Origin of the sequence: Streptomyces sp. NPDC029526 (assembly GCF_040637405.1) — a bacterium.
Classification (GTDB): Bacteria; Actinomycetota; Actinomycetes; order Streptomycetales; family Streptomycetaceae; genus Streptomyces.
The window spans coordinates 482,090-508,403 of sequence record NZ_JBEZWE010000001.1; the positions used below are offsets into that span (position 1 = coordinate 482,090).

The 26,314-nt window shown below is 74.4% G+C and carries 24 protein-coding genes; 11 read left to right on the forward strand and 13 right to left on the reverse strand.

What is annotated here, in order from left to right:
• Positions 1-65 precede the first annotated feature (65 nt).
• Complete coding sequence (locus AB0F01_RS02140) at positions 66-1,094, forward strand: ATP-binding cassette domain-containing protein (RefSeq protein WP_362089188.1); 1,029 nt, start codon at positions 66-68, stop codon at positions 1,092-1,094.
• Positions 1,091-1,960: an ABC transporter permease gene (locus AB0F01_RS02145; protein ID WP_362089189.1), complete on the forward strand. Its 870-nt coding sequence runs from the start codon at positions 1,091-1,093 to the stop codon at positions 1,958-1,960. Before AB0F01_RS02140 ends, AB0F01_RS02145 begins: the two co-directional genes overlap by 4 nt.
• Before the next feature lie 211 nt (positions 1,961-2,171).
• Here the strand turns inward: AB0F01_RS02145 and AB0F01_RS02150 are convergent, their stop codons facing one another.
• Positions 2,172-5,672: a BTAD domain-containing putative transcriptional regulator gene (locus tag AB0F01_RS02150; RefSeq protein WP_362089190.1), complete on the reverse strand. Its 3,501-nt coding sequence runs from the start codon at positions 5,670-5,672 to the stop codon at positions 2,172-2,174.
• A 336-nt stretch (positions 5,673-6,008) separates the two neighbouring features.
• On the opposite strand from AB0F01_RS02150, the gene AB0F01_RS02155 reads away from it, so the two are divergent.
• Positions 6,009-6,809, forward strand: a complete 801-nt coding sequence (locus AB0F01_RS02155; protein ID WP_362089191.1) for a site-2 protease family protein — start codon at positions 6,009-6,011, stop codon at positions 6,807-6,809.
• Positions 6,810-6,838: 29 nt separating this feature from the next.
• Here the strand turns inward: AB0F01_RS02155 and AB0F01_RS02160 are convergent, their stop codons facing one another.
• Complete coding sequence (locus AB0F01_RS02160; RefSeq protein ID WP_362089192.1) at positions 6,839-7,054, reverse strand: hypothetical protein; 216 nt, start codon at positions 7,052-7,054, stop codon at positions 6,839-6,841.
• A 74-nt stretch (positions 7,055-7,128) separates the two neighbouring features.
• Positions 7,129-7,854, reverse strand: coding sequence for an NADPH-dependent F420 reductase (npdG, locus tag AB0F01_RS02165; RefSeq protein WP_362089193.1), 726 nt, complete (start codon positions 7,852-7,854; stop codon positions 7,129-7,131).
• A gap of 151 nt (positions 7,855-8,005) precedes the next feature.
• On the opposite strand from npdG, the gene AB0F01_RS02170 reads away from it, so the two are divergent.
• Entirely contained in the window at positions 8,006-8,608 is a 603-nt protein-coding gene (locus tag AB0F01_RS02170; protein WP_362089194.1) for a hypothetical protein, read from the forward strand.
• 135 nt (positions 8,609-8,743) lie between these two features.
• Here AB0F01_RS02170 and AB0F01_RS02175 read toward each other — a convergent pair whose 3' ends face one another.
• Entirely contained in the window at positions 8,744-8,974 is a 231-nt protein-coding gene (locus tag AB0F01_RS02175; RefSeq protein WP_362089195.1) for a hypothetical protein, read from the reverse strand.
• Positions 8,975-9,034: 60 nt separating this feature from the next.
• Between AB0F01_RS02175 and map the strand changes: the two genes are divergently transcribed.
• Positions 9,035-9,892: a type I methionyl aminopeptidase gene (gene map / locus AB0F01_RS02180; RefSeq protein WP_362089196.1), complete on the forward strand. Its 858-nt coding sequence runs from the start codon at positions 9,035-9,037 to the stop codon at positions 9,890-9,892.
• Positions 9,893-10,046: 154 nt separating this feature from the next.
• Positions 10,047-10,694 carry a biliverdin-producing heme oxygenase gene (locus tag AB0F01_RS02185; RefSeq protein ID WP_362089197.1) on the forward strand — a complete coding sequence of 216 codons (648 nt, stop codon included), beginning with the start codon at positions 10,047-10,049 and terminating at the stop codon, positions 10,692-10,694.
• A gap of 85 nt (positions 10,695-10,779) precedes the next feature.
• On the opposite strand, the gene AB0F01_RS02190 is transcribed toward AB0F01_RS02185, so the two are convergent.
• The 4 genes from AB0F01_RS02190 to AB0F01_RS02205 form a co-directional block, all read right to left on the reverse strand.
• Entirely contained in the window at positions 10,780-10,971 is a 192-nt protein-coding gene (locus tag AB0F01_RS02190; protein WP_362089198.1) for a hypothetical protein, read from the reverse strand.
• 120 nt (positions 10,972-11,091) lie between these two features.
• Entirely contained in the window at positions 11,092-11,850 is a 759-nt protein-coding gene (locus AB0F01_RS02195) for a PhzF family phenazine biosynthesis protein (protein WP_362089199.1), read from the reverse strand.
• A gap of 431 nt (positions 11,851-12,281) precedes the next feature.
• Entirely contained in the window at positions 12,282-13,826 is a 1,545-nt protein-coding gene (locus AB0F01_RS02200; RefSeq protein ID WP_362089200.1) for an HtaA domain-containing protein, read from the reverse strand.
• A 43-nt stretch (positions 13,827-13,869) separates the two neighbouring features.
• Positions 13,870-15,294: an HtaA domain-containing protein gene (locus tag AB0F01_RS02205; RefSeq protein WP_362089201.1), complete on the reverse strand. Its 1,425-nt coding sequence runs from the start codon at positions 15,292-15,294 to the stop codon at positions 13,870-13,872.
• A gap of 111 nt (positions 15,295-15,405) precedes the next feature.
• Here AB0F01_RS02205 and AB0F01_RS02210 point away from each other — a divergent pair, with 111 nt between their 5' ends.
• The 4 genes from AB0F01_RS02210 to AB0F01_RS02225 all read left to right on the forward strand — a co-directional run bounded on the left by AB0F01_RS02210 (position 15,406) and on the right by AB0F01_RS02225 (position 19,508).
• A complete protein-coding gene (locus AB0F01_RS02210) occupies positions 15,406-16,416 on the forward strand; it encodes an ABC transporter substrate-binding protein (RefSeq protein ID WP_362089202.1) in 1,011 nt (336 codons plus the stop codon).
• Between the two features lie 83 nt (positions 16,417-16,499).
• The gene (locus tag AB0F01_RS02215; RefSeq protein ID WP_362090185.1) at positions 16,500-17,510 is read left to right on the forward strand and encodes an iron ABC transporter permease; all 1,011 of its coding nucleotides are present in this window, start codon (positions 16,500-16,502) and stop codon (positions 17,508-17,510) included.
• On the forward strand, positions 17,507-18,328 hold the full coding sequence (locus tag AB0F01_RS02220; RefSeq protein ID WP_362089203.1) for a heme ABC transporter ATP-binding protein: 822 nt from the start codon (positions 17,507-17,509) through the stop codon (positions 18,326-18,328). Before AB0F01_RS02215 ends, AB0F01_RS02220 begins: the two co-directional genes overlap by 4 nt.
• A 178-nt stretch (positions 18,329-18,506) precedes the next feature.
• Complete coding sequence (locus AB0F01_RS02225) at positions 18,507-19,508, forward strand: hypothetical protein (RefSeq protein WP_362089204.1); 1,002 nt, start codon at positions 18,507-18,509, stop codon at positions 19,506-19,508.
• 247 nt (positions 19,509-19,755) lie between these two features.
• On the opposite strand, the gene AB0F01_RS02230 is transcribed toward AB0F01_RS02225, so the two are convergent.
• Together AB0F01_RS02230 and AB0F01_RS02235 are read right to left on the reverse strand one after the other, a co-directional pair.
• Complete coding sequence (locus tag AB0F01_RS02230; protein ID WP_362089205.1) at positions 19,756-20,490, reverse strand: bifunctional DNA primase/polymerase; 735 nt, start codon at positions 20,488-20,490, stop codon at positions 19,756-19,758.
• A 441-nt stretch (positions 20,491-20,931) separates the two neighbouring features.
• Positions 20,932-21,597, reverse strand: a complete 666-nt coding sequence (locus AB0F01_RS02235; RefSeq protein WP_362089206.1) for a TetR/AcrR family transcriptional regulator — start codon at positions 21,595-21,597, stop codon at positions 20,932-20,934.
• A gap of 156 nt (positions 21,598-21,753) precedes the next feature.
• Between AB0F01_RS02235 and AB0F01_RS02240 the strand changes: the two genes are divergently transcribed.
• Positions 21,754-22,014 (forward strand): DUF6243 family protein, encoded by a 261-nt coding sequence (locus AB0F01_RS02240; protein WP_362089207.1) that lies wholly within the window; start codon positions 21,754-21,756, stop codon positions 22,012-22,014.
• A 274-nt stretch (positions 22,015-22,288) separates the two neighbouring features.
• Here the strand turns inward: AB0F01_RS02240 and AB0F01_RS02245 are convergent, their stop codons facing one another.
• The 3 genes from AB0F01_RS02245 to AB0F01_RS02255 all read right to left on the reverse strand — a co-directional run bounded on the left by AB0F01_RS02245 (position 22,289) and on the right by AB0F01_RS02255 (position 26,058).
• A complete protein-coding gene (locus AB0F01_RS02245) occupies positions 22,289-23,287 on the reverse strand; it encodes a small ribosomal subunit Rsm22 family protein (protein ID WP_362089208.1) in 999 nt (332 codons plus the stop codon).
• A 153-nt stretch (positions 23,288-23,440) separates the two neighbouring features.
• On the reverse strand, positions 23,441-24,505 hold the full coding sequence (locus tag AB0F01_RS02250) for a serine hydrolase domain-containing protein (RefSeq protein WP_362089209.1): 1,065 nt from the start codon (positions 24,503-24,505) through the stop codon (positions 23,441-23,443).
• Positions 24,506-24,570: 65 nt separating this feature from the next.
• On the reverse strand, positions 24,571-26,058 hold the full coding sequence (locus AB0F01_RS02255) for a multidrug effflux MFS transporter (protein WP_362090187.1): 1,488 nt from the start codon (positions 26,056-26,058) through the stop codon (positions 24,571-24,573).
• Between the last annotated feature and the right edge of the window lie 256 nt (positions 26,059-26,314).

Here is a 26,314-nt window from a genome sequence, read left to right on the forward strand (position 1 = left end):
CGGCGGCGGCCGGCTGTCGGTGGACTGTCGGCGATATGTCGGTGGCGGCTGACAGCGTCGGAGGCATGAAGCGAATCGACAACGCCCCGGCAGGCGCGGGCAGCGCCGTCACGGTACGGGGGCTGGTCAAGCACTACGGCGCGACGAAGGCGCTGGACGGCGTCGACCTGGACGTGCGCGAGGGCACCGTGATGGGGGTGCTCGGGCCGAACGGCGCGGGCAAGACCACCCTGGTCCGCATCCTCTCCACCCTGCTCGCCCCGACCTCCGGCCGCGCCACGGTCGCCGGGTTCGACGTGGTCCGGCACCCACGGCAGCTGCGCCGGATGATCGGGCTGACCGGGCAGTACGCCTCGGTGGACGAGAAGCTCTCCGGCCGGGAGAACCTCTACCTGATCGGCCGGCTGCTCGACCTGCCCCGTAAGGAGGCGCGGGGCCGCGCGGACGCCCTGCTGGAGCGGTTCTCCCTCACGGAGGCGGCCCGCCGTCCGGCGGCCACCTACTCCGGCGGCATGCGGCGGCGGCTGGACCTGGCCGCCTCGATGATCGGCCGGCCGACGGTGCTGTTCCTGGACGAGCCGACCACCGGACTGGATCCGCGCACCCGCAACGAGGTGTGGGACGAGGTGCGGCGGCTGGTCACGGACGGGGTGACGGTGCTGCTCACCACCCAGTACATGGAGGAGGCCGAGCAGCTCGCCCACGAGCTGACCGTGGTGGACCGGGGCAAGGTCATCGCGAGCGGCGGGATCGAGCGGCTGAAGGCCCGGGTGGGCGGCCGGACGCTGCGCATCCGGCCGGCCGACCCGCTGCAGTCGCGTCCACTGGCCGACGCGCTGGACGAGATGGGCATCACCGGCCTGGCGGGCACGTCCGTGGACACCGAGGGCGGGGCCGTCCTCGTCCCCGTGCTCAGCGACGAGCAACTGACCGCCGTGGTGGGCGCGGTCACCGCGCGCGGCATCACGCTCAGCTCCCTCACCACCGAACTGCCCAGGCTGGACGAGGTGTTCCTGTCCCTCACCGGTCACCGGGCCGGTGAGGGACAGGACTCCGCGCCCGCCGAGACGCCCGAGGAGGCCGTCGCCGTATGAGTACCACCACCGTTGCCCCCTCCGCGGAAACCGCCGACGCCACGGAAGCCGCCGACGCCGCCGAGGCGGCCCCCGCCGGCGCCGACGCGCGCATCCCGTTGCGGGCCCATCTGCGGCACACCGGTGCCCTGGTGCGCCGCAACCTGCTGTGGATCCGGCAGGACCCGGAGTCGATGTTCGACGCGGTGCTGTTCCCGATCGTCTTCACGCTGCTGTTCGTCTACGTCTTCGGCGGGTCGATCGGGCAGTCGCTGGGCGGCGGGCAGGACGCCTACGTGCAGTACATCGTGCCCGGCCTCATGGCCATGATGGGCATGAACATGGCTCAGGGAGTGGGCACCGGCTTCAACCAGGACTTCAACACCGGGGTGATGGACCGGTTCCGTTCCCTGCCGATCGGCCGGGGGTCCGTGCTGTTCGCCAAGATCGCGGTCGAGCTGGTGCGGATGCTGATCGCGACCACCATCCTCCTGCTCGTCGGGGTGCTCGTCGGGTTCGACATCACCCGCTGGGCGGGGCTGTTCGCCGCGGTGGGGCTGTCCGTGGTGTTCGGCTCGGCCCTGATGTGGATCTTCCTCACGCTGGGCGTGGTGATGAAGAACGCCCAGTCGGTGCAGGCCATGGGCTTCCTGGTGCTGATGCCGCTCCAGTTCGGCTCGTCGATCTTCGCGCCGGTGGAGTCCATGCCGGGCTGGCTGCAGAACTTCACCGCCTACAACCCGCTGTCCTCCCTGGCGGACGCGGCCCGCGGGCTGATGGTGGGCGGCCCGGTCGCGCACGACCTGTGGTTGACGCTCGCCTGGTCCGTGGGCATCACGGCGGTGATGGCACCGGTCGCCATCCACAAGTTCCGTACGAAGACCTGACGTTCGGCACGCACGGCACGCACAGGACGCACAGCACGCACGGGACGCCGAGGGGCGCCCTGCGGGGCCCGGTGAGGCCTCGCAGGGCCGGCAGTCGGGCAGCCCGCGCACGAGCAGCCGGGGTGGCACGGTGGCGGACGGAGGGCCGGTACCCGGTGGCAGCCCGGGCGGCGCCCGCGCGACCGGCGTCCGGTCCCGGGCGCGGCACCGGTCACCCCGGCCCCAGCAGGGCGGCGGCCTCGTCCAGCGTGAGGCCGCCGCCCTCCGTGTACGCCGCGGCGTACACGTCGTCGTCGGCGAGGAGGGCCCGGATGCGCCGCTCCGCCCGCTCGCGCATCATGCGGTCCGCACCGGAGGTCATGTGACCGGACGGCAGCCCGGCGTCGGCGGCCCCGAGGCAGCGGGCGGCGTCCCGAGCCCGGCTGACGCCGTGGGCGCCCGCCAGCGCGGCGGCGCCCGTGGTCAGCTGGGCCGGCCGCAGGTGCGGGGCCATCGCCGTGGACAGCGGGTCGCCGGCCCGCTCCATCGCCCTGCGGGTCGCGGTGAGGGCCTCCCGGTACCGGCCGTCGGCCTCCTCCAGCCAGGCCTCGGCGCCGAGGATGATCGCGTCGAACACCACGTAGTGCGCGATGCGGAACTCCTCGCGCATCGCGCGCAGGTGCTCCCGCGCCTCCGCCGTGCGACCGGTCATGCCGAGCCAGGCGGCCAGGAACAGCCGGGCCGCGGGCATCGCCTCGTTGTGGCCGCAGTGCTGCCTGTCCGCGATGACCCCGCGCAGCAGCCGCTCACCGCGTTCGGCGTCACCCGCCTCCAGCAGGACGTGCCCCAGCCGGGCGGTCAGCACCGCCATCTGCGCGGGCGCGCCGAGGCGCTCGGCCCGCTCGATCGCCGCCTCGAAGTCCGCCGCGGCCTCCCGGAAGGCACCGGAGCACTCGTACGCCTCACCGCGCGCGGCGAGGGCCTCGGCCACGCCCCAGGTGTCGCCCAGGCGGTCGGTGATCGCCAGTGCCTCCTCCGCGTCGGCCCGTGCCTCGTCCGCATGGTCCCGGCGGTTGGCGAGCAGGTTGGCCCGCATCTGGAGGTTGGCGGCGAGCTCCCACTCGAAGCCGGGCGTCGTCCGGCAGGTCTCCACCGCCGCGTCGACGACCTCGTGGAGGCGGTCCATGTCACCGGTGAGCATCACCGCGAAGGACCAGAAGATGCCGGGCAGGCGGCAGACCTGCGGCAGGCCCGGCCGGTAGGTCGCGGCGACGATCCGCAGCCGGCGCCGGGCCTGCGGGCTCTGCCAGTCGTCCAGCTCGGTGTCCATGCAGGCGAGATGCGCCAGGTGGACGCCGCGCCGGGCCTCGGCGAGGAGTTCGCCGCTCATCGGCGGGGGCGCGTCGGTGGGGCGCTCCCACACCGCCTCGGCGGGGCGCACCGGTTCGGTGAACGGGTCCGGGCCGAGCGCCATGACCTCGCGGCACCAGGTGCGGGCCTCGATGCGCAGGTCGCGCATCTGCCAGTACCAGACCAGGGACAGCAGCAGGCACAGCGCCTCCTGTTCGTCGCGCAGGGTGAGGGCGTGGCGCAGGGCTGTGCGGACGTTCTCGTACTCCCGTTCCAGCCGTGCGACGGCGGTGAGTTGCTGCGAGCCGCGCAGCAACAGGTCGGTGGTGCGCGCGAGTTCGCGGTAGTACGTCAGGTGGGCGCGTTCGGCGTCGGCGCGCGCGCCGCTCTCGTCGAGGCGTTCGCGCGCGTACTCGGCGACGGTCTCCAGCAGCCGGTAGCGCATCTCGCCGTCACCCGCCGGGGCGGCCACCACGAGGGACTTGTCGACGAGGGAGCCGAGCGCCTCCAGGGCGACCGGCCCGCACACCGCCTCGGCGGCGGTCAGGTCACAGCCGCCCGCGAACACCGACAGCCGTCCCAGGACGTCCCGTTCGTCAGCGTCGAGCAGCTCCCAGGACCAGTCGACGACGGCCCGCAGGGTCTGCTGGCGGGGGCGCACGGTCCGGCTGCCGGAGGTGAGCAGGCGGAAGCGGTCGTCGAGCCGGTCGGCGATCTGGCGCGGGGTGAGCATCCGCAGCCGGGCGGCGGCGAGTTCGACGGCGAGCGGCATGCCGTCGAGCCGTCGGCAGATCTCGGCGCAGGCGTCGGGGTCGTCCGACACCCGGAACCCGGGGCGGGCCGCCGCTCCGCGGTCGGCGAGCAGCCGCAGCGCCACCGGTTCCGGGAGCGGCTCCACCGGACGGATCAACTCCCCGGGCACACCGAGGGGTTCGCGGCTGGTGGCGAGCACGGTGAGTCCGGGGCAGCGTTCCAGCAGCGTCTCGGCGAGCCGGGCCGCCGCCGCCACGACGTGCTCGCAGTTGTCCAGGATCAGCAGCATGCGGCGCCGGCCGCAGTGCTCGGAGAGGCGCTGCACCGGGTCGTCGGGCCGGTCGGACACCGCCCGCATTCCCTCCGCCCCGGCCCCGAACAGGACGGTCTCCCGGGCGCCGACGGCGGTGAGCACGGCCTCGGGGACCGTGGCGGGGTCGTCCACGGGGGCGAGTTCGGCCAGCCACACGCCGTCCGGGACGGTCGGCCGCACGGTCTCGGCGGCCTCCTGGGACAGGCGCGTCTTGCCCGAGCCGCCCGGTCCGAGCAGGGTGACCAGCCGGGCGGCCCCCAGGTCGTGGCGGATGGCCTCGATGTCGGCCTCCCGGCCGACGAAGGAGGTGAGCCGGGCCCGCAAGTTGCCGGGGCGCGCCGCCCGGTCCGCCGCGGCAGCCCCCTGCCGCGCCTCCCGGTCCCGGTCGGCGGCCGGACCCGCCCCGTTGACCGGTACAGGTGACGGCGACGGCGACGGCGACGGCGACGAGGCAGGTGACAGGGCCGGGGCGCGGGCGGGACGGGGGGCCGGGGTACCGGAGGGATCACCGGCGGGAGTACCGGAGGGATCACCGGAGGGAGGCGGCCCGGTCGGCCCCTTCGGGCCCCGGCCCGGCGCTCCGTCCTGTTCCGGGTTCAGCAACCGTGCGTGCAGGGACCGCAGTTCCGCTCCCGGGTCGGTGCCGAGCCGGTCGGCGAGCAGGCGTCGCACGTCCTCGTAGGCGGCCAGCGCCTCGGCGGTGCGGCCGGCGTCGCGCAGAGCGCGCAGCCGCAGGGCCTGGAGGGGCTCGTCCAGGGGGTGGGCGTCGCAGAGGGCGATCAACTCGGGCAGGGAGCGCTCGGCTTCGCCGACGGCCAGCGCGGCGGTGTGCCGGGCCCGCAGCGCGTCCAGGCGCCGGGTTTCGGCGCGGGCCGCCTGGGCCGTGCGGTCGGGCAGGTCGGCGAGGGCGGGGCCGTGCCACAGGGCCAGGGCGTCGTCGAGGACCGTCCCCGCCTTGGCCGGGTCGCCGTCGGCCAGCGCCCTCAGACCCTCCGCGGCGAGCCGCTCGAACCGGTGCAGGTCGACGTCGTCGGGCGCGGCGGCGAGCCGGTAGCCGCCGTCGGCGGAGGCCACCGTGTCGGCGCCGAGGACCCGGCGCAACCGCCCGACCAGGGCCTGGAGCGCCCCGGTGGCGTCGGCGGGCGGATCGCCGTCCCACACCTCGTCGACCAACTCGCCCACCGGGACGGTCCGCCCGGCGCGGAGGGCCAGCACGGTCAGCAGGGCGCGCAGGCGTGCCCCGCCGACCGGGACGGCGGTGCCGTCGGCGTGGACTGCCTGGGTGGTGCCGAGGATGCGGTAGCGCACGGGGTTCATTGTCTCCGGTCGTTCCGGCCGTGATGCGGTGACCCTGTCCCACCCTTCCCGGAACCGGCGGCCCGCGCGAGACGTTTTCCCGGTGCGACGGGGTACGGTCGGCCTCCGGTACGGCGTGCGGGCCGGGCGTGGTGCGCGCGAGCCGGGCCCGACACCCGGGCGCCCGCGGCGCCGGGGCGCCCGGGCGCTCGGCACCCGGCACCGCCGCGGTCACCGCGCCGCACCTGCCCGCCTGCCCGCCTGCCGCGGGAGCCGACCGGTCGCCCGGCCGACCCGCCCGCCCCGTCCCCTTCTCACCCCCGCCCGTCCGCCGGTCCGGCCAGTCCAGGGAGTTCCATGACCGCCACCAGCATCCGCCCCCGCGACCGGCGGATCAGTCCCGTCTTCCTGGGCATCCTGGCCGTGACCGCGGTGGCGGGCTGGGCCACCTGGGCGGGGTTCGCCGCGCAGCCCGGGATCGCCGTCTTCCTCTTCGTGACGGCCGCGTGGATCGTCTCGCTGTGCCTGCACGAGTACGCGCACGCCCGCACCGCCCTGCACAGCGGCGACATCTCGATCGCCGCCAAGGGCTACCTCACGCTGAACCCGGTGAAGTACACCCACGCCCTGCTGAGCATCGTGCTCCCGGTGGTGTTCGTGATCATGGGCGGGATCGGTCTGCCCGGCGGGGCGGTCTTCATCGAGCGGGGGCGGATCCGGGGGCGCTGGCGGCACAGTCTGATCTCGGCGGTCGGGCCGCTGACGAACGTGCTGTTCGCGGTGGTCTGCACGGCGCCGTTCTGGCTGGACGCGCTGGACGGCGTCCCGGCCGACTTCCGGTTCGCGCTCGCCTTCCTCGCGCTGTTGCAGGTCACGGCCGCGATCCTGAACTTCCTGCCGGTGCCGGGACTGGACGGCTACGGCGTGATCGAGCCGTGGCTGTCGCACCAGGTGCGCCGGCAGGTGGAACCGTTCGCGCCGTTCGGTCTGCTGTTCGTGTTCGCGCTGCTGTGGCTGCCCGCGCTGAACGGGGCCTTCTTCGACGGCGTCGACGCGATCCTGTCGGCCCTGGGCGTCACCGACCTGGAGACGTACTGCGGTCAGAACCTCTACCGGTTCTGGCAGGAGACGAACACGTTCTGTTCCGTCAGCCGGTGATCTCTTCCGTCAGCCGGTGATGTGTTCCGTCAGCCGGTGACGGGACCGTCCTCCCGGGCGTCCTCCCGGGCGTCCTTCTGGCCGGCCCGGCCGCGCTTGAGGTAGTACCAGGCCATGTTGGACGACAGGCCCATGAGCAGCACCCACACGACGCCCACGAAGACGCCGCCGCGCACGAAGGAGACGACGGCCGCGACGGTGGCGAGCACACAGACGGCGAGGGCGTAGAGGGCGAGACGGGGCATGGGAGTGGGCTCCTGTCGGGGGACACTGCGGCGTACACAGGCACTGCCTGCGCCGTCCAGTGTCCCCCATCGGGTCACACGTCGGTGACGCGGAGCCCCGCGTGTGCCTTGTAGCGCCGGTTGACGGAGATCAGGTTGGCGACCAGGGACTCGACCTGGTGGGCGTTGCGCAGCCGACCGGCGTAGATGCCCCGCATGCCGGGGATGCGGCCGGCCAGCGCCTGGACGATCTCCACGTCGGCGCGGACCTCGCCGAGCACCATCACGTCGGTGTCGATGGCGTCGATCTCCGGGTCCTGCAGGAGCACGGCGGACAGGTGGTGGAAGGCGGCGGTGACGCGGGAGTCCGGGAGCAGCGCGGCGGCCTGCTCGGCGGCGCTGCCCTCCTCCGGCTTCAGCGCGTAGGCGCCCTTCTTGTCGAAGCCGAGCGGGTTGACGCAGTCCACGACCAGCTTGCCGGAGAGTTCCTCGCGCAGGGACTCCAGCGTCTTGCCGTGGCCGTCCCAGGGCACGGCGACGATCACGATGTCGCTGCGGCGGGCCGTCTCGGCGTTGTCGGCGCCCTCGATGCCGTGGCCGAGCTCCTCGGCGGCGGCCACGGCACGCTCGGCGGCGCGGGAGCCGAGGATCACCTTCTGGCCGGCCTTGGCGAGGCGGTACGCGAGGCCCTTGCCCTGCGGCCCGGTGCCGCCGAGCACGCCGACGACGAGTCCGGAGACGTCGGGCAGGTCCCAGGGGTCCTTGGCCGGGGCCTTCGCGGTGCCCCCGGCGGGCTGCTGTGCGCTGTCGGTAGAGGTCATGGGCCGACTCTACGTCCGAGGCGGGGCCGCACCGGACGCACGTGAGCGCCGTCACGGGAGGGGACGGACGGAACCGGCCCGGCCTGCCCGGTCGGGTGAACCCGTGCCGAACACCGGGCGGCGGCGGCCGGGTTGGCGCAGGATGCGCAGCATGGATGCGGTACGGGTCGCGCTGCTGCGGGAAGTGCTCGCCGGGACCGAGTGGCTGGGCGCCACCCGGCGCTTCGCGGGGGTCCTGCGGGGGTCGGTGGTGTCCCACGGGGGCGGGCTGCTGCTGGTGGGGACGCGGACGTACGAGCCGTGGCACCTGGCGGCGCACCTGGTGGACGAGGCGGCCTGGTCGGGCACCCCGGAGCTGGCGCCCACGCTGGTCCGGCACGGCGCGCGGCCCACGGACCCGGCCCACCTGGCGGTGGGGCCGGGCCGGCTGTCGGCGGCCCGCCGGGGCGAGACGGTGCTGGTGGTGGCCCCGGGGGAGCCGGGCGCTCCGCTGCTGGAGCGTGTGTCGGACGCCCGGCGGGCCGGGGCGACGGTGCTGGCGCTGGGCCCCGACGGCGGTGAGCTGCCGGGGACCGCGCACGAGACGCTGGCCGTCCCGGAGGGGGCGGAGCTGGACCTGGACACCGTGCAGCACCTGGTCAGCGCGGCGGCCGGGGAGAACGCGCTGCCGGCCCCGCGCGGACGGCGCCGCTTCCGCGACCGGCTGTCGCGGCTGGCGGACCTGCTGACGGCTCCCCCACCGCCCCGGTGGTGACGGTGGGGCGGCGCCGGTTCCGCGGGCCGTTCCGGCGCGGGAGGCGGACACCGGCCCGCCGTCCCTGCCGTCCGAGCCGCCGGCTCCGGACCGTACGTCCCGCCGGTCCGTCCCGCCGCGTCCGTCCCGCCCGCCTCACTCGGTGTCGCGCTCGCGCTCCTCGGCGTCGTGCCACCTCGGGTCGTTCTCCCACTCGAGGTTGCGCTCGCGGGCGGTCTCCATGGCCCGCCGGGCCTCGTCGGGACTGGCATAGGGACCGAAGCGGTCCTTGCCGGGGCAGTCGGGGCCCTCCTCGACCTTCCCGTGCTCCAGGCAGTAGTACCACTCGCCCGGTTTTCCGACGGTCCGCTTCTTGAACAGGGGCATGACCGGCTCCTTTCGCCTCGGAAGATGGTCCCCCGTCGGCGCTGAATTAGACTCGCCGGCATGTCTGGCCAGTCACTGCTCGTCCCAGGGGAGCTGTCTCCCACCCGTTCCGTACCCGGAAACATCCGTCGTCCCGAGTACGTCGGCAAGCCCGCCCCGACGCCGTACACCGGGCCGGAGGTGCAGACGCCCGAGACGGTCGAGGCGATGCGGACCGCCGGGCGGATCGCCGCGCAGGCCATGGCGGAGGCGGCCCGGCACATCGCGCCCGGGGTGACCACGGACGAGCTGGACCGGGTGGCGCACGAGTTCCTGTGCGACCACGGCGCCTACCCGTCGACGCTGGGCTACCGCGGCTTCCCGAAGTCGCTGTGCACGTCGGTCAACGAGGTGATCTGCCACGGCATCCCGGACTCGACGGTGCTGCGCGACGGCGACATCGTCAACCTCGACGTGACGGCGTACATCGGCGGGGTGCACGGCGACAACAACGCCACGTACCTGGTGGGCGACGTCGACGAGGAGAGCCGGCTGCTGGTGGAGCGCACGCGGGAGGCGCTGAACCGGGCGATCAAGGCGGTCAAGCCGGGCCGGCAGATCAACATCATCGGCCGGGTGATCGAGTCCTACGCCAAGCGGTTCGGCTACGGCGTGGTGCGGGACTTCACCGGGCACGGCATCAACACCGCGTTCCACTCGGGCCTGATCGTCCCGCACTACGACAGCCCGCACGCGACGACGGTCATGCAGCCGGGGATGACGTTCACCATCGAGCCGATGCTGACGCTGGGGACCCACGAGTACGACCTGTGGGACGACGGCTGGACGGTCGTGACCAAGGACCGTAAGCGCACCGCACAGTTCGAGCACACCCTGGTGGTGACCGGCACCGGCGCGGACATCCTGACGCTGCCGTAGCCGCCCGAGACCGCTGGGACCCGGAAGCCCGCCCTCTTCGGAGGGCGGGCTTCTTTCGTGTCCGGGGTGGGTAGGAGGTGGTCGGCGGCAGATGCCGACAACCTGTCGGCAAGGTATTGACTTAGGTAAGCCTAACCATAGAAGATCGGGACTCATGGACTCCTTCTCGACCCTGATCCGCACCGCGTCGCACGAGCAGCACGTGGAGGCGGAGACCTCCACGTTCATGAGCGACCTGCTGGGCGGCCGCCTGGGCGTGGACGCGTACGCGCGCTACACCGAACAGCTCTGGTTCGTCTACGAGGCCCTGGAGTCCGGCGCCCCCGGGCTCGCGTCGGACCCGGTGGCCGGACCCTTCATACGTCCGGAGCTGATGCGGCTGCCGTCGCTGGAGCGGGACCTGGCGCACCTGCGCGGCCCCGACTGGCGTTCCGGCCTCACCGCCCTGCCCGCCACCCGGGCGTACGCGGAGCGGGTCGCCGGCTGCGTGCGGGACTGGCCGGCGGGCTACGTCGCCCACCACTACACCCGCTACCTGGGCGACCTCTCCGGCGGCCAGATCATCCGCGACAAGGCCGAGAAGACCTGGGGCTTCGCCAAGAAGGGCGACGGGGTCCGGTTCTACGTCTTCGAGGAGATCGGCAACCCCGCCGCCTTCAAGCGGTCCTACCGCGAGCTGCTGGACGCCGTACCGGTGGACGAGCTGGAGAAGCAGCGCATCGTCACCGAGTGCAAGCGCGCCTTCGCCCTGAACACGGACGTGTTCCGGGCCCTGGGCGAGGAGTTCCCGCTGTCCGCGTAGCCCGCGCGGGCGGCGGTGCCACGCGTCCGGAACGCCGACGGGCCCCCGCGCACCAGCCGTGCGCGGGGGCCCGTCGGGGCGCGGCTCAGAAGAAGCCGTGGCAGTTCGCGCCGCCCCACTCCAGCTCGGCCGTGTCCGTCTCGATTTCGCCGAAGTACGGGCTGCACGTGGCGTGGTCGTCGCCGGAGCGGTGGTCGGACGCGTTCGCCGTGGCCACGCCACCGGTGGTCAGCGCGGCGGCCAGGACGGCCACGGCCAGGGCGGATCGGATGCGCATGGGGTTCCTCTCGGGAGGGTGAGTGATCACGCCCAGTGGTCCCCGTTCACCGGTGTCCACACACACCGTTCCACCCGTACGGACGCGCCCGTGTGCCCCGACCGGCCGGGTCCTGGCGGGTCAGCGCTCCAGCAGGACCCGTCCGCCGACCTCCGTCCAGCCGTGCGGCTGCGGTGCGGTCAGGAGCTGGGAGCCGGTCCCCTGGGTGATGTTCAGGGCCCGCCCCAGCCGCTCCGTGAGCAGCATCGCCGCCGCGCCCGTCGCCTCCTCCTCCACGGCCGTCGGGGCACCCCCGGTGCCCCCCGCGTCCTCGGCCCCCTCCGGATCCCCCGCGTCGGCGGCTCCTTCCGGGTCCCCGAGCCGGGCAGCCGGATCGGGGTCCGGTCCCGCGTCGCGGTGGGTGAAGGCGCGGGCCCGGACCCGGCCGCCCGGCTCGTCCTCCCAGGCCCAGGCGTAGAGCGGCGGTTCGTCCGCCCCGAGCGACGGCACCGCCAGCCCGTCGACCTCGGCGGCGGACGCGTACTGGCGCAGGGTGTACCGGGGCGCCCACTCGGCCCGCGCCTCGATCCAGCAGAACTCCCCGTCCTGCCGCGCGCCCATCACTCCGGCGTCCGTGGTGAGTTCGGGTACGTCGAGCAGCCAGGCGGCGCCGACGCAGGGCGTGCCCGCGAAGGACGGGCGCCCGGCCGGTGTCCGGATGTCGATCACCCCGCGCTCGGGGTCGTCGACGAACACGGTCCGGCCGAAGCCGAGTTTCACGGCGAGCGCCTGCCTCTCACCGTCCTCGGGCAGCACCGATCCGTTGCGCACGACGCCGACCTCGTCGCCGTACTCGCCACGGGGCCCGCAGAAGACACGCAGCACGTCGTAGTCAGTCACGCGAGGCATTCAAGCACCGGTCGCCTCCCGCCCTCTCCCCGGTCCGCCGCACCGCCCTGCCCTCGGGGCCGCGTGCCCGCATCCCCCGGGGTCGCGTGCCGGGGATGACCCCGAGAAGGCGGGGCGGGGCTTCAGGGGGCCGTCGGGGTCGGCTCTCGTCACCGCGCAGGATCCCGCGGTCTGCGGTGATCACCAGACGACCTCCCCTCGTCGCCCGCTTCGCCCTGCCGGCCTTCGACAGCTGAGGCCCTCCCCCGCGGACACTCGGGAGCCGGAAGGCAGGGACGCGGGGAGCACGGCAACGCGGCGACGCGGCACCGCGAGGAGCACGGCGTCGGCGCGGGAGCACGGCGTCGGCGCGGACACCGGAACGAGACGGCGGAAGGAGTGCCCCGGGGCCGTACCGGGGCACCCCTTCGCCGTGGGCGCGGCTACTCGGCCGCCGTGCGGCGCCTGCGCACCGCGACCATCACGCCCGCGCCCGCCGCGACGGCCACCGCGGCAGCCGTGCCCAGCGCGGCGGCCGGGACCTCGGCGCCGGTGTTGGCGAGGCCGCCGGACAGACCGCCCGTGGTCGCGCCCAGGCCGCCGGTCGTGGAGCCGCTGGGGCCGGCACCGCCCGCGGAGCCCGAGCCGGCGCCGTCACCGGAGCCACCGGTGCCGCCGCCCGAGCCGTTGCCGCCGGGCAGGACCGCGCCGTCCTTCAGCGCGACGGAGAGGTCGACCGGGTCGAGCGCGGTGCCAGCGGGGTAGAAGTCGCCGAAGGCGGTGGCACCGGCCTTGGTGAGGGTCGCCGCGATGTCGTTGACCGTGATGACGTCGCTCTGGGCGGTCAGCCGGGGCGACTTGGCCTTCAGCTCGGCCAGCACCACGTCCTGGGAGGTCTTGCCGAGGCTGGTGACGTCGGCGGAGAGCGTGCCGGTGCCGCCCTTCAGGCCGGCCTTGAGGTCGGTCAGGGTGAGGTCCAGGGAGTGGCTGCCGCCGGACTCGTGGCCCTTGAAGTTCACGGCGCCCTTGAAGGCGGCCTGGAGGCTGCCCGCCTCGGTGTCGTACGTCCCGGAGGCGTCCGGGAAGGTGAAGGCGCCGTTGCCCGCGGCCTGCTTCGCGCCCGCCGAGACGGTGACCTCGCCCTTCGCCACCAAGCCCACCACGTAGGCACGGAAGGAGTCCTTCACGCCCCAGCCGAGGGTGCCGTCGGCTATCTGGCCCCGGGTGGCGGGCGCGGCCGGCTCACCGGGGGTCGCGGGCTTGTCGGACGGCTTGTCCGACGGCTCGTCGGAGGGCTTGTCGCTCGGCTTGTCCGAAGGCTTGTCCGAGGGCTTGTCGCTCGGCTTGTCCGAGGGCTTGTCGCTCGGCTTGTCCGAGGGCTTGTCGCTCGGCTTGTCCGACGGCTCCGGGTCGGGCGCGGGGGCGGGCTCGGTCTTCTGCACCGTCAGCGGGTCGCCCGCCGCGCCCTCGTAGCTCGCGCTGCCGAGGACCTCGCCGGCCTCCTTCGTCAGCTCGGTCGCCATGTCCTTCATGCCGCGGGTCACGGTGACCTTGGCGAGCGGGACGTCGTCGGTGGTCGTGCCGTCGCGGGTGACGTCCGCGGTGATCTCGGCGTCCCGGCTGTCGAACTTGAGGTCGGACAGGGTGATGTCGAAGCGGTGCGCCGCGGAGGCGATCCGGAGGCTGCCCTGGAAGCCGAGGGAGACCGTGTGGTCGGTGGAGTCGTAGCCGCCGGCGCCGTCCACGAAGGTGAAGGCTCCGTTGCCGTCGGCCTGGACGGCGCCGCCGGAGGGCGTGAAGGTGCCCTTCGCCATGCCGGTGACGTAGGTGCGGTAGGTCTCCTTGATGCCCCAGGTCAACTCGTAGCCGGCGAGCGGGGTTTCGGCCGCGGAGGCGGCGGGTGCGCCGATCAGGGCGGTGGCGCCGAGGGCGGCGGCCGTCGCCACGGCGGCGGCGAGGGCGGTGGAACGGCGGCGTCTGGCGGGCATGGTCGGGTGTCTCCTCGGGAGTCGGGTGCAGCGAGTCGGGTGATCAGTCGGCCTGCGGGGTGTCCGCGGGGGCCGGGCGGGCGCGGCGCCTGCGGACGGTGACCGCGGCCACCGCGGCCAGCGCCAGCAGGGATCCCGTGGCGAGGGTGAGGGGAAGGACGGGGAGGCCGCCCGCGTCGTCCGGGGCCTCGGCGGCCACGGGCTCGGTGGAGGCACCGTCCGACGTGGACGGGGACGGGGACGGCGAGGGGGCGGTGCTGCCGAGGTCGGGCAGGGCGGGGAGTTCGGCGTCGTCGGTGAGGGCGACGGCCACGGACACCGGGTCCATCGCGGTGCCCTTCGGGTACATCCCGCCGAGGGCCTCGGCACCCTCGGCGGTGAGCTTCGCGGGTGCCTCGGTCACCGTGACCAGACCCTTGCGGGGTTCCAGGCCCTTGGCGGCGAAGGTGACCAGCGGGACCTTCTTCCCGGTGGACTCCGGGCTCCTGACGTCGGCGTACAGGGTGCCGCGGCCGTCCTCGACGGTGACGCGGACACCGCTCAGCGCGAGGTCGAGGCCGTCGTCGCCGGTGAAGCGGACGGTGCCGTCGAAGGCGGCGGTCAGGTCGCCGTCGCGGAAGGTCCCGGAGCCGCCGGGGAAGCGGTAGAGGGCGCCGCCGTCAAGGGCGCCGGCGGACAGGGTCCACGTGCCGCGGGCGATGTCGCCGGTGACGTACTCGCGGAAGGTGCGGCGCACGCCCCAGTCGACGGCGCCGTCGGTCAGCTTCCCCTGGGCGTCCGGCTTCTTCTTCGCGTCCTTCTTCGGCCGGGGCGACTCGGAGTCCGGCGCGGTGGACGGCTGCTCGGCGGCGGGCCGGACGTCGGCCGCGAGGCTGACCGGGTCCAGGGCGGTCCCGGCGGTGTAGTACCCGGCGAAGGACCTGGCCCCCTGGGCGGTGAGGGTGGCGGGGAGGTTGTTCAGGACGACGGAGGTGCCGCCGCCGCGCATGTCGATGCCGCCCAGGGAGAGGGAGGCGAAGGGCACCTGACGGGACGTCGTGACCGTCCCGGTGCCCCTCGCCTTGCTGACGACGTCCACGTGGAGCGTGCCGGAGGACCCGGAGATGCTCACGGTGGGACGGCTGAGGGTGAGGTCGAGCTCGTGCGATCCGTCGGCCGAGCGGTGGCCGACGAAGCGCACCCCGCCGGAGAAGGCCGCGCGGAAGGTGCCGGTGTCGGCGTCGTAGGTGCCGGTCGCCGAGTGGAAGCGGAAGCCGCTGCCGCCGACGGTGGCCGCGCCGCCGGTGAGGGAGAAGCCGCCCTGGGCGACGGGCCCGGTGACGTAGCTCTGGAAGGACGACTTGATGCCCCAGTCCAGGCGTCCGCCCTGCACGGCGCGGTTCTCGGCGTGCGCGGTGGCGGCCGGCAGGAAGGCTCCCAGGACGACCGCGCACAACACGGTGAGGAGAGCACGTAGACGGGTGGGCATGACGGGTCCTCCGGAGGCGACGACCGGTAGCGAACGAAGGTAAGGCTAACCTAAGCTACGACCGATCAACATCGGCAGTGGACGGAAGGAACGGACGGAACCGTGCGACGCTTGCGCACCCGACTGGCGGGAGCACTGCTGTCCGTGCTCGCCCTCACCCTCACCTCGACCGCCTGCGGCGGCCCTTCGGAGGCGTCCGCGCCCGAGCGGACCGGCGGCTCCGCGAGCCCGGCCGCCGACCGCGTCGAACCGCTCGCGAAGACACCCGCGCCCGACCTCCCGGTCACCGTCCGGTCCGCCGACGGGCGGAAGGTGACGGTGGACAAGGCGGAACGCCTGGTGCCGCTGTCGGGCAGCCTCAGCGAGATCGTGTTCACCCTCGGCCTCGGCGACCGGGTCGTCGCCCGCGACGTCACCGCCACCTTCGCCCAGGCGGAGAAGCTGCCCGTCGTCACCCGGGGCCACGACGTGTCGGCGGAGAGCGTGCTGTCGCTGCGCCCCGACCTGGTGCTCGCCGAGGCCACCAGCGGACCCGCTGAGGCCATGGACCAGATCCGCGCGGCCGGCATACCCGTCCTGGTCGTCGACCCGGCCGCCGGACTCGACGACGTGGGCCCGCGGATCGCGGCCGTCGCGAAGGCGCTCGGCGTCCCGGACGCCGGACGGGACCTCACCCGCCGCACCGAACAGCGCATCGCCGCCGTCACCGACACCGTCCCCGACGAACGGCCGCGCCCCCGCGTCGCGTTCCTCTACCTGCGCGGCTCCGCCTCCGTCTACCTCATCGGCGGCAAGGGCTCCGGCGCCACCTCGCTGATCGAGGCGGCCGGCGCGGTCGACGCGGGCGCCGCCTCGGGCCTGACGAAGGACTTCACCGCCATCACCAGCGAGGCCCTGGTCAAGGCGGCCCCCGACGCGATCCTCGTGATGGCGAAGGGCCTGGAATCCGTCGGCGGCGTGGACGGCCTGGTGAAGATCCCGGGCGTCGCGCAGACCCCGGCCGGGATGGACCGGCGCATCGTGTCCGTGGAGGACGGCATCCTGCTCAACTACGGGCCGCGCACCGACCAGGTGCTCACCTCGGTCGTGGAGCAGCTCTACGCCGGCGGCGGTGCCGCGTGAGCGTCCTGGAGAAGGCCGCGCCGAAGCCGGCCACCGCGCCCGGCCCCGCGACCCCGTCCCGGCAACACCGCACCACCGCCTGGCTGTTGACCGTCGGACTGGTCGCCGCCCTGCTCGTCCTGATACCGGTCACCGCCGGCACGGGCGCCTATCCGGTGCCCGTCGGCGACGTCCTCGCCTCCGTGCAGCACCGCACGGGCCTGGGCGGTGCCGAACTGGACCGGGTCGCCGAGTCCGTGCTGTGGAACGTCCGCTTCCCCCGCATCGTGCTCGCCCTGCTCGTCGGCGCCTCGCTCGGCTGCGCCGGCGCCCTGATGCAGGGCGTGTTCGGCAACCCGCTCGCCGAACCGGGCGTCATCGGGGTGTCCTCCGGCGCCGCCGTCGGCGCGGTCGCCGCCATCGCGCTGGGACTGGACTTCCTCGGCAACTGGACGGTGTCGGTGCTCGCGTTCTTCGCGGGCCTGGTCACCGTCCTGCTGGTGTACGTGATGTCCCGCGCGAACGGCCGGACGGAGGTGGTGACCCTGATCCTCACCGGCATCGCCGTCAACGCCTTCGCGGGCGCGCTCATCGGCCTGTTCCTGTTCTTCGCGGACACCGCGGCCGTCAACCAGATCACCTTCTGGCAGCTCGGTTCGCTGTCCCAGGCGACCTGGCCGAAGGTGCTCGCCGTGCTGCCGTGCGCGGTCCTCGGCCTCGTCGTCGCTCCCCTCTACGCACGCCGCCTGGACCTGCTGTCGCTGGGCGAACGGCCCGCCCGGCACCTGGGCGTGGACGTGGAGCGGCTGCGCGTCGTGCTGGTGCTGATCATCGCGCTGCTGACAGCGGCGGCGGTGAGTGTCTCCGGCATCATCGGCTTCGTCGGCCTGGTCGTCCCGCACCTGCTGCGGATGGCGGCCGGACCGGGCCACCGGTTCCTGCTGCCCGGCAGCGCGCTGCTCGGCGCGCTGGTGCTGCTGGCCGCCGACCTGACGGCCCGTACCGTCGCCGAACCCGCCGAGCTGCCGCTCGGGGTCCTCACCGCGCTGATCGGCAGCCCGTTCTTCTTCTGGCTGCTGCGCCGCACCCGCCGCAAGCAGGGAGGCTGGGCATGATCCGGCTGCGTCACCGTCCCGCCCCGCCGCCGGCCGCGGAGCCCGGCGACGTCCTCGTCGAGGCCGAGCGGGTCACAGTCCGGCTCGGTGGCCGGGACGTCCTCGCCGGCGTCGACGTCACCGCGCGGGCCGGCGAGGTGCTCGCCCTCGTCGGCCCCAACGGGGCGGGGAAGTCCACCCTGTTGAGCGCCCTCGCCGCCGACCTGGCCCCGACGGCCGGGACGGTGCGGATCCACGGCCGTCCCGCCTCCGCCTGGTCGGCGCCCGAACTCGCCCTGCGCCGGGCCGTCCTGCCCCAGTCCGCCTCACTGTCCTTCCCGTTCACGGTCGAGGAGGTGGTACGCATGGGCCGCGCCCCCTGGACCGGCTCCGCCCTCGACGAGGACGACGCGGCCGTGGCCGCCGCGATGGCCGCCACCGAGGTGACCCCCTTCGCCGCCCGCCCGTTCTCCGCCCTCAGCGGCGGCGAACGCGCCCGGGTCGCGCTGGCCCGGGTGCTCGCCCAGCACACCCCCGTGCTGCTGCTGGACGAGCCGACCGCCGCCCTCGACATCCGGCACCAGGAGCTGGTGCTGCGGCTGTGCCGGGAGCGGGCCCGGTCGGGTGACGCGGTGGTCGTCGTCCTGCACGACCTGGGACTGGCCGCGGCGTACGCCCACCGGGTGGCGGTGCTGCGCGGGGGCCGGGTCGCGGCGGACGGCCCGCCGTCGACGGTCTTCTCCGAGCGGCTGTTGTCGGAGGTGTACGACCAGCCCGTCGAGGTCTTCCCGCACCCGCGCACCAGGGCCGTGCTGGTCCTCCCGGCGCGCGAGGGGTGAGCCCCGGCGGAGGCAGGGACGGGGAGCGGGGCGACGGGTGACGGCGGCCCGCCCCGGCTCCCCTACACCTTCCGGGGCGGGATGTCACGGTGTGGCCGCTGTCCCCGCTCCCCCGCGTCCGCGACCCCCGTCACCCCGGTAGGGTTCGCCTCCGGGAAGGGGAAGGTGAAGGAACCGGATGAGCAGGGATCTCGGCCTTCGAAGGCTCCGCGGACTGAACCGGAGCGTGCTGCTGGCGGCTTCGGTGACCGTGCTGTCGCTGACGGCGAGCGGATGCGTCGTCGTGCACGGCGAGCGGGAGGTGCGCCCCGCCACCACGGCGGACGAGGCCGCGAAGGCCCTCCAGGATTTCACCACCGCCTACAACGCGGCCGACAAGGCGTACGACGCCTCCCTGGACGCCGAGTTCACCACCGGCGCGCTGGCCGACATCGACGCGGCACGGTTGAAGGCGAAGCGGACCAACAGCCCGGAGGGCAACCCCCGGCACACGCCGCTGAAACTGTCCGACGCCAGGTTCACCATCCCCAAGAAGGCCGGCTGGCCCCGCTGGTTCGTCGCCGACGCGGCCGGCAACAAGGGCGGACAGAACCGCTGGCTGCTGGTGTTCACCCGGGACGGCGTGGACGACACCTGGGAGGTCGCCTACCTCACCCTCGTCCCCCCGGACGCCGTACCCGAGTTCAAGACCGACGCCGACGGCTGGGCCGAGCCCGTCCCCGCCAACTCCACCGATCTGGCCGTGCCGCCCGGCGAGTTGGGCCGGGCCTACGCCACCTACCTGAAGGACGGCGGGGACGCCTTCGAGGAGGGCCCGCACACCAGTGGGTGGCGCGCCGTGCGGTCCAAGCAGTCGGCCCGCCCGGGGCTGGCCACGCAGTACATCGACGAGTCCGTGACCAACGGCGACTACGCGCCGCTGGCCCTGCGCACCCGTGACGGCGGGGCGCTGGTCTTCTTCACCACGCGGCACTTCGAGAAGCAGACGGCCGCGGCCGGGACGACCGTACCGACGCCGAACAAGGACGTCCTGGCCCTGACCACCGGTGACATCGGGCAGTCCCTCACCATGGAGTTCCTCTCCAACGGGGCCGCCCTGACCCCGGCCTCGGGCGCGGCCTCGGACGCGGTGCGCGTCATCGGGCGGACGCAGGGGCTGACGTCGGGCAAGGGGGAGTAGCCGGCGGGGGCGGAGGTGGGGAGCGCGTCGCGGCGCGAGGAGCTGCGGTGCCCTGCGCCGGAGGGTCCCCGGGGGTGACCTGCCGGGCGGTGTCACTCGCTGTGGTGGACCGGGGGGGGCGCTGCGGTGCTGCGATGCTGCGTTGCTGGGTACGAGGCTCAGCGCACAGGGGCCGGGCCGAGTCGGTTCAGCGACGCAGGGGCCGGGCGGGGTCGGTTCAGGGACACAGGTGCCGGGCGGAACTGGTTCAGCGACGCAGGGGCCAGGCGGAGTTGACCTGGTCGGGCTGCTCGCCGACATGGCGGGCGCAGGCGTCCGTGAGCGTCTCCAGCAGGCTCAGCGGCTCCGGCAACGGATGCTCCGGACCACGGACCCAGTGCACGGACCGGCCGTCGTCCCCGGGAAGCCGGGCGGGCGGGACCAGGACGTAGGAACCACGGCAGTGCCAGCGCAGGCCGGGATGCTCGTCCATGGTCTCGGGGTGGCAGTCCAGCTCGCACGGCCACCACTCGTCCTCGTCCTCGGGGGTGCCACGGGTGAGGGTGAAGAAGAGCATGCGGCCGTCGTCGCTCTCGGCGACGGGACCGACCTCGACGCCGGCGGCGAGCAGCCGCTCCAACGCCTCGCGACCGGCATCCAGGGGCACGTCGAGGACGTCGTGCACCATGCCGGTCGCGGTGATGAAGTTGGCCTGGGGCTGATGGCGGGCCCAGCGTTCGATCTGGGAGCGGTCCGTCGTGGACTGCGTCTGCCAGGCGAAGGACACCGGGTGCCGGGCCGGGGTGGGACAGCCGACACGGTCGCAGGAACAGCGGTATCCGGCCGGGTGGGCGGCGGGCGCGAGGGGCAGGCCCGCACCGGCCGCGGCGAGCAGCAGCGCCTCCCGGCCGTCTTCGTCCGCGGCCGGTTTCGGGCGGCGTCCGCGCAGCCACTGGGAGAGTTTGCCCTGCCGGCCGGTCCGACCGCCGAACTCCGCGCTCATCTATCCCCTCGCCTCGCCGTCCTGTTTCCACAGCATGCCCTATGGTCGCACCTTCCGGCGCATCGGGGGGCCGGAGCCCACAATCTGCGCAGGTGGGACGAGGGGTGCCGTACCGGACCGGCACGATCCGGAGTGCGCCGGAGCGCGCTCGGCCGTTCCCCCCACACCCGGCCGCCCCCACCCCGCCCGGCCGCCCTCATGCGCGGGCGCGTCCGCAGGCCGGACTGCGCCCCCGGGTGCGCCGGGGCGGCCGGTGGGCCTCGGAGCGCGGAGTGGGGGCGGGGCGCCCCGCGAGTCTGGACCGGGCGGGGCCATGCGGGGCTGGACCGGGCGGGGCCATGCGGGGCCGGACCGGGCCGGGTCAGGGTCGAGGGTTGGGGTCCGGATCGCGGTCGGGTCGGGGCTGGATCGGGGTCGGGCAGCGCGGATCCTGGGCTCGGATCAGCGCGGGGCGATGCCGTGGAGGGCGTAGTCGACGAGGGTGTCGGTGTACTCGTAGCTGATCGGTCCGCTGTACTGGAGCCAACGCTGGGCCAGCGGGGCGACGAAGAGTTCGAGGGCGATGCGCGGGTCGACGTCGGGCCGGACCTCTCCGGCCTCCTGGGCGGACCGCAGCCGCTCCACGTAGAGCTGGAGCTGCGGTTCGAGCAACTGGGCGACGAACCGGCGCCCCAGCTCCTCGTTCACGACCCCTTCGGCGGCCAGGGCCCGGGACGGCGCCTCGAAGGCGGGGTCGCGCAGTTCGTCGACGGTGGCGCGCAGGACCAGCCTGAGGTCGGCGGCGAGGTCCCCGGTGTCCGGGATGCCCTGCGGCTGCTGCCCGTCGGAGGCGGCGGCCTGGGCGGCCTGTTCGGCCAGGTCCAGGAAGGCTTCCAGGAGCACGTCCGCCTTTGAGGGCCACCAACGGTAGATCGTCTGCTTCCCGACGCCGGCGCGGGCGGCGATGCCCTCGATCGTGGTGCGGGGGTAACCGACCTCGACGACCAGGGCGAGGGCAGCGTCGTAGATGGCCCGCCGGGAGCGCTGACTGCGGCGGGCGGAGTCCGGGGCGGTACGCGGTGTCTGGGCGGGACGCTGAACGGGGCGCGGTGTCTGGTTCGGGGACATGCAGCGAATCTAACAGGTTGACAAGACGCTCCGTCTCGCGGACAGTGGCCACCACAACAACTCGAGACGATACGTCTCGTTGCGGAGTGGGGTGCCGTGGTCGGGCCGACCGCGCGGCCTGCGAAGGGCGAGTCAAGCGAGCGAAAGGACAACGCCGTGAGTCGAGGCGGAGGAAACATGCTGGGCGTCGGAGGGACCCGCCGTCACCTGGGCCGCAAGGCCCTGCGCGGCACCGGGAACGGTGCCCGCATCGGCGGTGGCCTGGACCCGCAGGCCCAGAAGCGCGAACTCCTGCGCACCCTGCGGGAGCAACGTCAGGGGCAGCGGTCGGCGCCGGATCGGCGGAACACCGTGAACGGCCAGAGCCCACCGGAGAGCAGCGTCGAGGAGCCGGGCGCGCAGCAGACGGAGGAGTGAGGCGCAGCGCGGGGGCGGGGCGCGGGAGCGGGGCGCGGAAGCGGGGCGCGGAAGCGGGGCGCCGCGATCCGGCGATCCGGCGATCCGGGTGCACCTGCGACGCGGTGGGGTGCGGGCGTCCCTTCGGTCGCCCGGGACGCCTCGGTCCAGCCCGCGCTCCCGCAGGTCGCCATGCCCGCTCCGCCTCACGCCGCCGGACGGCCCCGGGAGAGGGCGAGGGCGGGAGCCCCGGGCACGATGCCGGCCCGAGCCACGGCGCGAGCGAGGATCACGGCTAGGCAGGGGAGCCGGGCGGCCAGGGGTCGCCCCAGTCGGTGTCCCGGGCCGCCCGGTACTGGTCACCGTGGCGCTTGGTGACCGTGGTACGGCGCAGGGAGGGAGGCGTCTCGCACAGGTCGAGCAGGACCTGTCCCTTGCGAATCTGCGGTTTGCGGACCACCCGGGCGGCGGCCGGGGCGGCCGGCAACCGGGTCGCGGCGACGTAGCTGAACTTCTCGTCCTCGTAGGCGAGGGAACCGCCCTTGACCTGGCGGTGCAGTGAGGAGCGGCTCACCCGCGCCGAGAAGTGGCACCAGTCCGCGCCGGGCACGATGGGGCAGGCGTCGCTGTGCGGGCAGGGGGCGGCGACCCGGAGTCCGGCCGCGACCAGCCGGTCCCGGGCCTCGATCACCCGGGCGTAGCCGTCGGGGGTGCCGGGCTCGACGATCACCACGGTGCGGGCGGCGTCGGCGGCGGCGTCCACGAGGGCCGCGCGGTCGGCCTCGGTCAGTTCGTTGAGGACGTAGGAGACGGTGACGAGATCACTGCTCTCGAGTGTGAGCGCCGATCCGATACGCGAGCGCTGCCATCGGACGTCCCTGAGCGCGGGATGCGTCTCGGCGAGTTCCCGTCCGACCTCGAGGGCGACCTCGGCCCAGTCCAGGACGGTCACCGGCCGCCGTCCACCCCAGGTGGCGTTCACCGCCCAGGCCGCCGCGCCGGTGCCGCCGCCGACGTCCAGGTGGTCGCCCGGCTCCCAGTCGGGCACGGTGTCCGCGAACGCCTCCAGCGCCGACCGCACGGCCTCGAACGTCGCGGGCATCCGGTACGCGGCGTAGGCCGCCACATCGGTCCGGTCCCGCAGGATGGGGGCACCGGTGGGGGTAGCGCCCCGGTAGGTGGCGATCAGCCGCTCGACGGCCTGCGCGGCCTGCCGGGGAGGCAGCCCGTCCAGCAGCCCGGCGAGGGCGGAGCGCAGGGTGTCGGCGGGGGTCACGGGGGCGGGGGCGTTCACCCGGCGAGTCTATGCGGCGGTGCCGGCCGGACGGCGAGGGCTCCGCACCCCACCGTCCCGCACGCGGCTCGGCACCCCGCCCCGAGCCCCGCCCCGCGGTCCCCTGCCACCATCGCCACCGCCTCCGCACTGCTCGGCGCCCCCGCCACCTCGCTACCGCCCCCGCACCGCCCGCGCCAGTCGGGTGGCCGCACGGGCCCGGGGGCCGTTGTCCGGGGTGGGCCGGCGGCGCGGGTGGACGGTGTTGGCGAGCAGGACCAGGAAGGTGTCCGTCGCGCGGTCCAGGACGAGGGACGTCCCGGTGAAGCCGGTGTGGCCCGCCGCGCCCCGGCCGGCGAGGTCGCCCATGAACCACCGCTGGTCCAGGGCGAACCCCAGGCCCGGTGGGGTGAACAGCAGGTCCACGAAGTCGGGGCCGAGGATGCGCGCGGGACCGTGGGAGCCGCCCGCCAGCAGGGCCCGGCAGAACACGGCCAGGTCGTGACCGGTGGAGAACAGTCCGGCGTGCCCCGCGACCCCGCCGAGCGCCCAGGCGTTCTCGTCGTGCACCTCACCCCGCACGAGTCCCCGGTCCGCCTTCGCCCATGGACGCCGCTGGTCCTCGGTGGCCGCCGCGCCGGGGCAGGGACCGAAGTCCGTGGCCGTCATGCCCAGGGGGCGAGTGATGCCGTCATGGACGAGGACGTCGAGCGTGCGGCCGGTGAGGCGTTCCAGGAGGTGCTGGAGCAGCAGCATGTTCAGGTCGGAGTAGCGGTACGTACCGGGCGGGCCGACGGGCTCCTCCGCGCGGAGGAGCGCCAGCCGTTCCGCGTCGTCCGCGCAGTCGTACAGCGGGAGTTCGGGACGCAGCCCGGAGGTGTGGGTGAGCAGGTGGCGGACGGTGAGGCCGTGCCGGGCGGCGGCCGTGAAGTCCGGGAGGTAGGCGCCGACGCGGGCGTCGATGCCCAGGGTGCCGCGCTCGATCTGCTGCACGGCGGCCACGGAGGTGAACAGCTTGGTGAGGGACGCGAGGTCGAACGGGGTGTCCACGGTCATCGGGACGCGTTCGGCCGGGGGCAGTTCGACGCCGGTGCCGGTCTCCTCGTCGTGGGCCGCGTAACGCACGGCCCAGCCTGCGGCCTCCCGGACGACGAGCACCGGGCCGCGGCCCGCGAACACGACGGCGCCCGCCGCCCAGGGACGTTCGCCGGTGGTCGCCTCGTGGATCTCCCGGACCATGTGCCGCAGTTGCCCGGGGTCGAGCCCGGCCCGCTCCGCCGCGCCGTGGCGCAGTCTCGGTGCGCTCAGTGCTCCTCCCCCACCCTCTGCTCCTGCCTCGGCCCGTGCCCGTCCCCGTGACCGCGCCCTTGCCCTTGCCCTTGCCCTCGCCCGTGTCCATGCCCGTGCTCGTGTCCGCGTCCGTGGCCGCGTCCGGGTCCGTGCCCCTCGCCCGTGCGGAGGGTACCCGTCCCATCCGTGCCGCCCACCCCGTCGGGGGCACCGGTTCCGCTGGTTCCACCGGAGCTGCCGGTTCCCTCGGAGCTGCCGGAGCTGCCGGTTCCGTCGGTGTCCGCGAGGGCGCGTCCGCGTCCCCGTCCCGGGCGGCACAGTGTCACGAAGCAGGCCAGCGCCACCACCGCGGCGCCCAGTTGGACGACCGCCATGGGAACGGCGGTGTCCTCACCGGCGATCCCGACCAGGGGCGAGGCGACGGCACCGATGAGGAAGGAGGCCGTGCCGAGCAGCGCGGACGCGGAGCCGGCGGCGTACCGGGTGCGCATCAGGGCGAGGGCCTGGGTGTTGGGCAGGGTGATGCCCATCGCGGACATCAGCACGAACAGTGCGACGGCCACCGGCCCGAGGCCGACCTCGCCGAAGACACCGAGCGACATCAGCAGCAGCGCGGTCGCCGCGAGGATCACGACGGTGAGGCCGAGGCCCAGCACCTTGTCGAGGCTCACCCGGCCGACCAGCACCTTGCCGTTGATCTGCCCGACGATCACGAGTCCCAGCGAGTTCACCCCGAACAGCAGGCTGAACGTCTGCGGAGAGGCCCCGTGGATCTCCTGCACGACGAACGGGGAGGCCGAGATGTAGGCGAACAGGGCCGCGAACGCGAAGCCCCCGGCGAGGAGATAGCCGGTGAAGGGGCGGTCCGCGAGCAGGCGGCGCATCGCACCGAACGTCTCCCGGACGCCCCCGGTGTGCCGTTGCGCGGGTGCCAGCGTCTCCGGCAGCTTCGCCCAGACCACCACCGTCAGCACGGCTCCCACCACGGCGAGGACCAGGAACACGCCCCGCCAGTCCGTCACCCGCAGCACCTGCCCGCCGATGAGCGGGGCAACGACCGGCGCGACGCCGGAGATCAACATCAGGGTGGAGAAGAAGCGGGCCACGGCCACACCGTCGAACAGGTCGCGGACCACCGCCCGCGCGATCACGATGCCGGCCGCCCCCGCGAGGCCCTGGACCAGCCGGAAGGCGATGAGGAGTTCCACCGTCGGCGCGAACGCGCACACCGCGGTGGCCACGACGTAGGCCACCAGCCCGACCAGCAGCGGGCGCCGGCGCCCCAGCCGGTCGCTCAACGGCCCGACCAGCAACTGCCCCAGCGCCATGCCCGCCAGGCAGGCGGTGAGGGTCAACTGCACCGTGGAGGCCGGGGCGTCCAGGGACCGGGTGACCTCGGGCAGCGCGGGGAGGTACATGTCCATCGCCAGCGGGGCGGTGGCGGTCAGGCTGCCCAGGATGAACGTCACCAGCAGCCTGGCCCGTCCCGCGGGCCCGGCCAGCGCGGCGGCGCGGGGATCGGCGGCGCGGAGGTCGGGGGCGCGGGTGACGGTGGCCGCAGCGGGGGCGGCCTTCGTGACCGGCGTCACGGCGTCCGTCGGCGGGGGCGTCGCGGTGGGTGCGGTCGGTGCGATGTCCGCTGTGGGAGCGGCGGGCGCCGCGGTGTCCGCGGTGGGTGCGGTGGGCGTCGCGGTGTCCGCGGTGGGTGCGGTGGGCGTCGCGGTGTCCGTCGCCTCGCCTGATGCGGCATCGGATGCC